The organism is Actinosynnema sp. NPDC059797 (assembly GCF_042732085.1).
In the GTDB taxonomy this organism is placed as follows: Bacteria; Actinomycetota; Actinomycetes; order Mycobacteriales; family Pseudonocardiaceae; genus Actinosynnema.
Window position 1 is genome coordinate 1 of sequence record NZ_JBHWIE010000323.1, and the last position, 8,200, is coordinate 8,200.

Sequence of the window (8,200 nt, forward strand, 5' to 3'; positions counted from 1 at the left end):
ACCCTTGCTTCTCAGCCCGTGCCGTCCGATGTGTTGAACCCCCACGCCCCCCGCACGGCTGGGGCCTGTCGAGCCCGGATGTGTCCCGGTACCGTTGTGCGAGGGCGGCACGGCGGCCAGCGCGGAGGTGTAGAGCAGCAGGGAGAACGCCGTGCCGCGCCAGGTGTTGAACACGACCAGGCTCGCCATCGGGTACTCCACCAGCCACGCGGTCGTGGGCCGGTCCAGCAGCAGGCCCAGCGTGCCGCCGTCGCGGCTGAGCACGGCGAACCACAGGTAGGCGACCACGGGGCCGGGCAGGATCCAGGCCAGCAGCACGAACGCCTCGACCGTGCGCCGCAGCCGCGGCCGCGCGCCGCGCAGCAGCCAGGCCAGCCCGAAGCCCAGCGCGTTCTGCCCGATCACCGCCGAGCCCAGCACGAACAACGCGGTCAGCCACAGCGAGTTCGCGAACAGCGGGTCGTCCAGCGCCCTGGTGAAGTTCTCCGCGCCCACCACGCTCGGCCGGGCCGCGGCCGGACCGGTCAGCTGGTAGTCGGTGATCCCGATGTAGAGCGTCCACAGCGCCGGGAACACCAGGAACACCGCGACCAGCAGCAGGGCGGGCGCGACGAAGGCGATCGCCCGCGCCGTGCCCAGGCCCGCGACGTCGCGGTCAACCGCCCGCAACGGACGCCTCGCCGACCGCCCGGACCAGCGCGTCCCGGTAGGACGCCGCGGCCTCCCGCGGGCTGCGGCCGGACACCACGTCCGCGGTCGCCTGCTGGAGCGCCGCCGACACCTTCGGGTAGTCGGCCAGGCCGGGCCGGTAGCGCGTGATCGGCAGGACCCGGTCGGCGACGAAGGAGAGCATCGGGTCGCCCGCGAGCACCTCGTCGTTCACGTCGGAGCGCTGGGTGACCTGCGCGCCGCCGCCCAGCGAGCTCTTGACCGCCTCGAAGGAGTTGAGGAACCGCACCAACTCCCAGGCCTGGCGCGGGAACTCGGTGTTCGGGTTGACGACCCGCACGCCGCCGCCGGACATGCTCACGAAGTCCTGGCCGCCCACCCCGGCACCGGGCCGGCGGGCGGGCACCAGGGCCCAGCCGACGGTGGTGTCGCGGTCGGCCATCCTGGCCGCGCCGTCGCGCGGTTCCACCACCGAGCGCCAGAAGTAGTCGCTCTCCAGCAGGATGCCGATCCGGTCCTGCGCGAACAGCGCGAACGACCGGTCGCGGCCGTTGGCCTCCTGCTGGAGCACCGGGTCGCCGAGCCCGTCGCGGTAGACGCGCCGGTACAGGTCGAGGACCGCTTCGACGCCCTCGGTGGCGCCCTGCCACTTGCCGTCCTGGTAGACCTGCTCGCCGGCGCCGGCCAGGGCGGGCAGCACGCCCTGCATGGTGGTGGCCTCGCCCATCGCGGTGCCCGCGTTGAGCTGGATCGGCACGACGCCGGGCAGGGCCTTGAGCTTCTCCCCCGCCGCCAGCACGTCGTCCCAGCCGCGGGGCTGCCAGTCGGCGGGCAGCCCCACCCGGCCGAACAGCTCCTTGTTGAAGAACAGCACCCGGCCGTCGGTGCCCATCGGCACGCCGTAGCGCTTGCCGTCGAACTCGCCGAGGCCCCGCACGGCGGCGGGGATCTGCCGCCAGCCGTCCCACGCGTCGACCTCGTCCCGGCCGACCACGTCGTCGAGCGGCTCGATCTGGCCCGCCTGGGCGAACTCGCCGAGCCAGATCCCGTCCAGCTCGACGACGTCGCCACCGCCGCCGGTCTTGAAGTCCAGCGCCACCTTGGTCTTGAAGTCCTCGTCGCCCGCGCCGTTCTGCTCGAAGCGGACGGTCGCGTTGACGCCCTTGGCCCGCTGCTGCTCGGTGAACCGGGGTATCACCCAGTCGTTGATCCACCTCGCGCCCCGGTCGTTCTTGCCGCCGACGGCGGCGTTGGCCACGATCGTCAGCGTGACGTCCTCGGCGTCGGCGTTGCGCGCCGGGTCGGCCCCCTCGCTCCGGCCCAGGCACCCGGCCAGCAGCCCGCCCACCGCCACCAGGACGAACGTCGTTGTCCGCCGCATGTGCGCCCTCCCGCTCCCGGGCCGACGTCGTTCGAGGTTCCAACATGGCACCCGACCGGTCCCGCCGGCAGCGCCCTAACGGGCGAGAAGCGCCCGGACGGGCGGGATACCGCCCGGATCAACCCGATCGGGTGCGTGGCGAGGCCCCGGAGCGCCCGCCCCCGCCGCCCGCTGATCGACCTCGACGAGCACGGGGAAGGCGCAGACGCGGGCTTGCTGCTCAGCCGACAAAGCGTTGTACCGGTCGGTGAACTGGTCGAAGAAGTCGTCGCCGCGGTCGGGGACCGAGGCAGCGAAGTAGGCGCGGTTCGCCAACTCGAAGGCCAGGACCGCCGGGGCATGGCCGGCGTGCAGCCGCCGCACCCCGCCCCCCGGTCGCGCTCAGCCCTGCTGCGCCGCCGCCCCCGTGTCCTCGGCCACGGCGGGGCGCCCGGCCGTGGGACGGCGGACGGGCGCCTGCGGTCGGTCCCGCACGAGCACCGGCAGCGGTTCCCGGCCCCGCGCTCGGAGGTCGGCTCAGAGGTCGACCGCGCCGGTGACGCCCGGCCGCACGTCGCCGCCCACCCACAGCCCGTCGTCGGCGAGGTCGACGTGCACGCGGGCGGCGCGGCCGATCGCGGTGCCCTGGGCCGCCACGTAGGCGCGCGGCGCGTTCCCGTCCTCGATCAGCCACCGCGCGAAGCCCGCGTTGAGGCTGCCCGTGGCCGGGTCCTCGACCAGGGACCCCTCGGCGTCGGTGAAGGCGCGGACCTCGAAGTCGGCGTCACCGCCGGCCGGGTGCGCCCCGATCACGCCCACGTCGAGCCCCGCCAGGCCGGCCGGGTCCGGCGTCAGCGCCAGCACCCGCTCCGCGTCGGCCAGGCGCACGCCGATCCACTCCGGCCCGTTGACCAGCCACGAGCACCCGAGGACCGCCGACCGCTCCACGCCCAGGGCCGCCGCGACCCGGGCCACCAGCGGCTCGGCCACCGGTTCGAACCTGGTCATCGGCGGCGCGGCGAACGCGAACCGGTCGCCGCGCACGCGGACCCGCACGAGACCCGCCGCGCACTCCTGCACGACCACGCCGTCCCGCGCGGGCTCGCCCCCGCCGGCCAGCCAGGCGTGCGCGGACCCCAGGGTGGGGTGGCCGGCGAACGGCAGCTCGGTCGAGGTGGTGAAGATGCGCACCCGGTAGTCGGCGTCGCCGGTGGTGGGCCGGAGCAGGAACGCGGTCTCCGAGAGGTTCGTCCAGCGCGCGAAGCGCCGCATGTCCTCGTCGGTCACGTCGTCGGCCGCCGCCACGACCGCGAGCGGGTTGCCGGCGTAGGCCGCCGAGCCGAAGACGTCGACCTGCCGGAACGGGTGCGAGACCATGACCACACCCTAGCGTGCAACTAGTTGCACTGCACCCAGTTGCATACTACGGTCGCCACCATGGCGTTGGAGCACGCGATCCTGGTGTCGCTCGACGAGCGCGCGGGCACGGGGTACGAGCTGGCCCGCCGGTTCGACCGGTCGATCGGCTTCTTCTGGGCGGCCACCCACCAGCAGATCTACCGCACCCTCAAGCGGATGGTCGACCTCGGTTGGGTGACCTGCCACGAGGAGGCCGGTGACGGCAGGCCGGACCGGAAGGTCTACGAGCCGGCCGACGCGGGTCGCGCCGAGCTGGCCCGGTGGCTGGCCGAGCCCGGCGAGCCGGAGACGATCCGGCAGGAGCTGGGCGTCAAGCTGCGCGGCGCGTCGCTGGGCGACGTGGCCGCGGTCGCCGCAGAGGTCGCCAGGCACCGCGAGCTGCACGCCCGACGACTCGGCGCGTACCGCGCCATGGAGGCGAAGGACTTCCCCGACCCGTCCGGGCTGACCGGGCGGCGGCTGCACCAGCACCTCGTCCTGCGCGGCGGCGTGCGCGCCGAGCAGGCCATGGTCGACTGGTGCGACGAAGTCCTGGCCGCACTGCGGGAGGACACCGGGCGATGACCGCGTACCCGAACCTGTTCCGGCCCCTGGACCTGGGCTTCACCACCCTGCCCAACCGCGTCCTGATGGGCTCCATGCACACCGGCAACGAGGACCGCGCCAAGGACTTCGACAAGCTCGCCGCCTACTTCGCCGAACGCGCCCGCGGCGGCGTCGGGCTCATGGTCACCGGCGGCTTCTCCCCCAACCGCGCGGGGTGGCTCTACCCGTTCTCGTCCAAGCTCAGCACGCGCCGCGAGGCCCGCCGCCACACGGCGGTCACCCAGGCCGTGCACGACAACGGCGGCAAGATCGCCCTGCAACTGCTGCACGCGGGCCGCTACGCCTACCACCCGCTGAGCGTGTCCGCGTCCGCGGTGAAGGCGCCGATCAGCAGGTTCAGGCCGCGCGCCCTGTCCGACCGCGGCGTCCGCGCGCAGGTCGACGCCTTCGCCCGCGCCACCGCCCTGGCCCGGGAGGCCGGGTACGACGGCGTCGAGGTCATGGGCTCCGAGGGCTACTTCATCAACCAGTTCCTCGCGCCCCGCACGAACAGGCGCACCGACCGCTGGGGCGGCAGCCCGGAGAACCGCCGCCGCCTGGCCACCGAGGTCGTCCGCCGCTGCCGCGAGGCCGCGGGCCCCGACTTCGTCATCATCTACCGGCTGTCGCTGCTCGACCTGGTCGAGGACGGGCAGACGTGGGACGAGGTGGTGCGGCTGGGCCAGGAGGTCGAGCAGGCCGGTGCGACGATCATCAACACCGGTGTCGGCTGGCACGAGGCGCGCGTGCCGACCATCGTCACCTCCGTGCCCCGCGCGGCGTTCGCCGACGTCACCGCGCGGCTGCGCCCGCACGTGGGCGTGCCGGTGGTCGCCTCCAACCGGATCAACATGCCGCAGGTCGCCGAGGAGGTGCTGGCCCGCGGCGACGCGGACCTGGTGTCGATGGCGCGGCCGTTCCTGGCCGACCCCGACTGGGTGCGCAAGGCCGAGCTGGGCCGCGCGGACGAGATCAACACCTGCATCGCGTGCAACCAGGCGTGCCTGGACCACACGTTCTCGCTGAAGAAGGCGACGTGCATGGTCAACCCGAGGGCGGGCAACGAGACCACGCTGACCCTGCTGCCCACCCGCCGCGCCAAGCGGGTCGCGGTGGTCGGGGCCGGTCCGGCGGGCCTCGCGGCGGCGACCTCGCTGGCCGAGCGCGGGCACGCGGTGGAGCTGTTCGAGGCCGAGGACGACATCGGCGGCCAGTTCGCCATCGCCCGCCGCATCCCCGGCAAGGAGGAGTTCGCCGAGACCATCCGCTACTACCGGCGGCGGATCGAGGTGACCGGGGTGCGGCTGCACCTGAACCGGCGGGCGGGCGTCGACGACCTGGCCGGGTTCGACGAGGTGGTGGTCGCCACGGGCGTGGCGCCGCGTGTGCCCGCCATCCCGGGCGTCGAACGCGCGCTGTCCTACGTGGACGTCGTGCGGCACGGCGCGCGGGTCGGCGAGCGGGTGGCCGTGATCGGCGCGGGCGGCATCGGGGTGGACGTCAGCGAGTTCCTCACCCACCGGCCGCTGGACCTCGACGGGTGGCGCGCCGAGTGGGGCGTCACCGATCCCGCGCGCGTGCGCGGCGGCGTCGCCGAGCCCGCGCCCGCCGCGCCCGCGCGGAAGGTGTACCTGTTGCAGCGCAAGACCTCCCGCATCGGCCGCGACCTGGGCAAGACCACCGGGTGGGTGCACCGGGCGGCGCTCAAGGCCAAGGGCGTCGAGCAGCTGACCGGCGTGAACTACGAGCGCATCGACGACGCCGGCCTGCACATCACGTTCGGCCCGGAGCGCGAGGACCCGCGCCTGCTCGAGGTCGACGCGGTGGTGGTGTGCGCGGGCCAGGAGCCGGTGCGGGACCTGGTGGACGCCCTCGCCGAGCGCGGTGTCGTCGCGCACGTCATCGGCGGCGCGGACGTGGCCGCGGAGCTGGACGCCAAGCGCGCGATCGACCAGGGCACGCGCCTGGCGGCCACGATCTGACCCGGGCGCCCGCGCGGGAACCGTTCGCGGGACGATGGGGCATGCGCTCGGACGGCTGGCACTTCACCGAAGACGTCGACGACTTCCTCGACCGGGCCGGGGGCTTCCTGCGCTCGCGCCCCGCCCTGCACACCACGCCGCTGACGACCGTGGAGAGGCTGCGCCGGGACCAGGCGGACGGGCGCGCCGGCACCACCACCTTCGGCGTGCTGGAGTCCGGGGGCGAGGTCCAGGCCGCCCTCTACCGGCGCCGGACCGGCCGCCTGACCCTCACCTCCCTGTCCCTCGAGCGGGTCGACGCCCTGGTGGACCTCCTGGTCGACTTCGGCCACACCCCGTCCGCCGTCGGCGCGGACCACGACACCGCCACCGCGTTCGCCGGTGCGTGGCGGCGGCGCACCGGCGCGGAGCCGACGCCCGGTTGGCGGGTGCGCCTCCACCGCCTCGGCACGCTCACCCCGCCGCGGCCGCACCCCGCCGGCCGGGCACGGGTCTTGGGCCCGCGGGACCACGAGGACCTCGTCCGCTGGTGCGGCGAGTTCCTCGACGCCGTCGGGGAGGCGACCGCCGCCTCCTGGGCCGAGTCCCGCTTCGCGGACAAGCGCTTCACGTTCTGGGAGACCCCGGACGGCGTCCCGGTCTCGCTGGCGGGTTCGACGTCGGTGGTCGGCGGCATGGTCCGGGTGGACCCGGTCTACACCCCGGCCCGCCTCCGAGGCCGTGGGTACGCGGCGGCCGTGACGGCGGAGGTGAGCCGGGCCGCGCTGGCGTCCGGCGCGACGGACGTCGTCCTGTTCACCGACCCGGGCAACCCCACCAGCAACGCCCTCTACCGGCGGCTCGGGTACGTCCCGATCGCCGAGTTCACCGGGTACGACCTCACCGGCCCCGCCCACGACGGCGCGACCGGTGGCTGACCCCGTGGAGGACGCGGTGGAGGACGCGGTGCAGGACCGGCCGCACCGGCGGGTGGTGCGCGTGGGCGACACGACCAGGCGGCCGACCTACCCGTGGTCGGCCGCCGTGCACGCGCTGCTGCGGCACCTGGAGGCCGTGGGGTTCCGGTACTCGCCCCGCCTGCTGGGCGTGGACGAGCGGGGCCGCGAGGTCCTGACCTACCTGGAGGGCGAGTCCGGTCCGGCGGGCTGGGCGCGGGTCGTCGACGACGCCGGGCTGGTGGCGTTCGCCCGGCTGCTGCGCGAGTACCACGACGCGGTCGCCGGTTTCGCGCCGCCTGCCGGGTCGCGGTGGTCCACCGGCCAGGAGGGCGTGGGCGAGGGCGAGGTGGTCTGCCACGGCGACTTCGGCCCGTGGAACGCGGTGTGGCGCGGCGGGCGGCCGGTCGGCCTGCTCGACTGGGACCACGCCCGGCCCGCGCCGCCGCTGCACGACGTGGCCTACGCGCTGGAGTACGTGGCGCCGTTCCGGGACGACGCCGAGTGCGTGCGGTGGCTGCGCCACCCCGGCCCGCCCGACCGGCGGCGTCGCCTGGAGCTGTTCGCCGGCGCTTACGGCCTGACGTCCACCGAAGGCCTGGTGGACGCCGTGATCGCGGTCCAGCGGGACACCGTCGAGCGGGTCCGGCTGCTCGCCGCGGAGGGGCACCAGCCGCAGGCCGACCTGGTGGCCGGCGGGCACCTGCGGGAGCTGGCCGCCAGGGTCGCCTGGAGCGAGGCCAACCGGCACCTGGTGGACGGGGTAGCGACTTTGTTGCCGAATTGGCAAAACGCTTTGCCGTAATCGCCGGGGCCGGCGCATCTTGGTCGCGGAGGTGGTCACGGTGACCGAGAAGGTGGACGAGAACTACGACGTGGTGGTCGTCGGCGGTGGCGCGGCGGGGTTGAACGGGGCGCTGATGCTGGCCCGCTCACGGCGGTCCGTGCTGGTGGTCGACGCGGGCGAGCCGCGCAACGCGCCCGCCGAGGGCGTGCACGGGTTGCTGGCCCGCGAGGGCGTCCCGCCGGGCGAGCTGCTGGAGCGCGGACGCGCGGAGGTCCGCGGTTACGGCGGCCACGTGGTCGAAGGCGAGGTCGTCGCCGCCCGCCGCGCCGGCGACCGGTTCGCCGTGTCGCTCGCCGACGGCCGGGAGGTCCGCGCCCGCCGGCTGCTGGTCACCACCGGTCTGGTCGACGAGCTGCCGGACGTCCCGGGGCTGCGCGACCGGTGGGGCCGGGACGTCCTGCAC

At 74.9% G+C, this 8,200-nt stretch carries 9 protein-coding genes; 5 read left to right on the forward strand and 4 right to left on the reverse strand.

Going from position 1 to position 8,200, the window contains the following annotated elements; translation table 11 throughout:
* From ACFV4N_RS35830 to ACFV4N_RS35845, 4 genes are all read right to left on the reverse strand, one after another.
* On the reverse strand, positions 1 to 669 hold a 669-nt coding region (locus ACFV4N_RS35830; RefSeq protein ID WP_499677104.1), incomplete at its 3' end, for a carbohydrate ABC transporter permease.
* The gene (locus ACFV4N_RS35835) at positions 656 to 2,050 is read right to left on the reverse strand and encodes an extracellular solute-binding protein (protein WP_499677105.1); all 1,395 of its coding nucleotides are present in this window, start codon (positions 2,048 to 2,050) and stop codon (positions 656 to 658) included. The genes ACFV4N_RS35835 and ACFV4N_RS35830, both read right to left, overlap by 14 nt.
* A gap of 75 nt (positions 2,051 to 2,125) precedes the next feature.
* Positions 2,126 to 2,413 (reverse strand): hypothetical protein, encoded by a 288-nt coding sequence (locus tag ACFV4N_RS35840; protein WP_499677106.1) that lies wholly within the window; start codon positions 2,411 to 2,413, stop codon positions 2,126 to 2,128.
* Positions 2,414 to 2,566: 153 nt separating this feature from the next.
* Complete coding sequence (locus ACFV4N_RS35845; protein ID WP_499677107.1) at positions 2,567 to 3,406, reverse strand: PhzF family phenazine biosynthesis protein; 840 nt, start codon at positions 3,404 to 3,406, stop codon at positions 2,567 to 2,569.
* Between the two features lie 60 nt (positions 3,407 to 3,466).
* On the opposite strand from ACFV4N_RS35845, the gene ACFV4N_RS35850 reads away from it, so the two are divergent.
* From ACFV4N_RS35850 to ACFV4N_RS35870, 5 genes are all read left to right on the forward strand, one after another.
* Positions 3,467 to 4,012, forward strand: coding sequence for a PadR family transcriptional regulator (locus tag ACFV4N_RS35850; protein WP_499677108.1), 546 nt, complete (start codon positions 3,467 to 3,469; stop codon positions 4,010 to 4,012).
* Positions 4,009 to 6,015 carry an oxidoreductase gene (locus ACFV4N_RS35855; protein ID WP_499677109.1) on the forward strand — a complete coding sequence of 669 codons (2,007 nt, stop codon included), beginning with the start codon at positions 4,009 to 4,011 and terminating at the stop codon, positions 6,013 to 6,015. The genes ACFV4N_RS35850 and ACFV4N_RS35855 overlap by 4 nt, the downstream gene beginning before the upstream one ends.
* A gap of 41 nt (positions 6,016 to 6,056) precedes the next feature.
* Complete coding sequence (locus ACFV4N_RS35860) at positions 6,057 to 6,932, forward strand: GNAT family N-acetyltransferase (RefSeq protein ID WP_499677110.1); 876 nt, start codon at positions 6,057 to 6,059, stop codon at positions 6,930 to 6,932.
* The gene (locus ACFV4N_RS35865) at positions 6,925 to 7,755 is read left to right on the forward strand and encodes an aminoglycoside phosphotransferase family protein (protein ID WP_499677111.1); all 831 of its coding nucleotides are present in this window, start codon (positions 6,925 to 6,927) and stop codon (positions 7,753 to 7,755) included. The genes ACFV4N_RS35860 and ACFV4N_RS35865 overlap by 8 nt, the downstream gene beginning before the upstream one ends.
* Positions 7,756 to 7,795: 40 nt before the next feature.
* Positions 7,796 to 8,200: FAD-dependent oxidoreductase (locus tag ACFV4N_RS35870; RefSeq protein WP_499677112.1), on the forward strand; the 405-nt coding region annotated here is incomplete at its 3' end.

Coding starts and splice junctions, on each gene's coding strand:
- ACFV4N_RS35860 (WP_499677110.1), top strand. CDS start 6,057: ATGCGCTCGGACGGCTGGCACTTCACCGAAGACGTCGACGACTTCCTC.
- ACFV4N_RS35855 (WP_499677109.1), top strand. CDS start 4,009: ATGACCGCGTACCCGAACCTGTTCCGGCCCCTGGACCTGGGCTTCACC.
- ACFV4N_RS35850 (WP_499677108.1), top strand. CDS start 3,467: ATGGCGTTGGAGCACGCGATCCTGGTGTCGCTCGACGAGCGCGCGGGC.
- ACFV4N_RS35835 (WP_499677105.1), bottom strand. CDS start 2,050: ATGCGGCGGACAACGACGTTCGTCCTGGTGGCGGTGGGCGGGCTGCTG.
- ACFV4N_RS35845 (WP_499677107.1), bottom strand. CDS start 3,406: ATGGTCTCGCACCCGTTCCGGCAGGTCGACGTCTTCGGCTCGGCGGCC.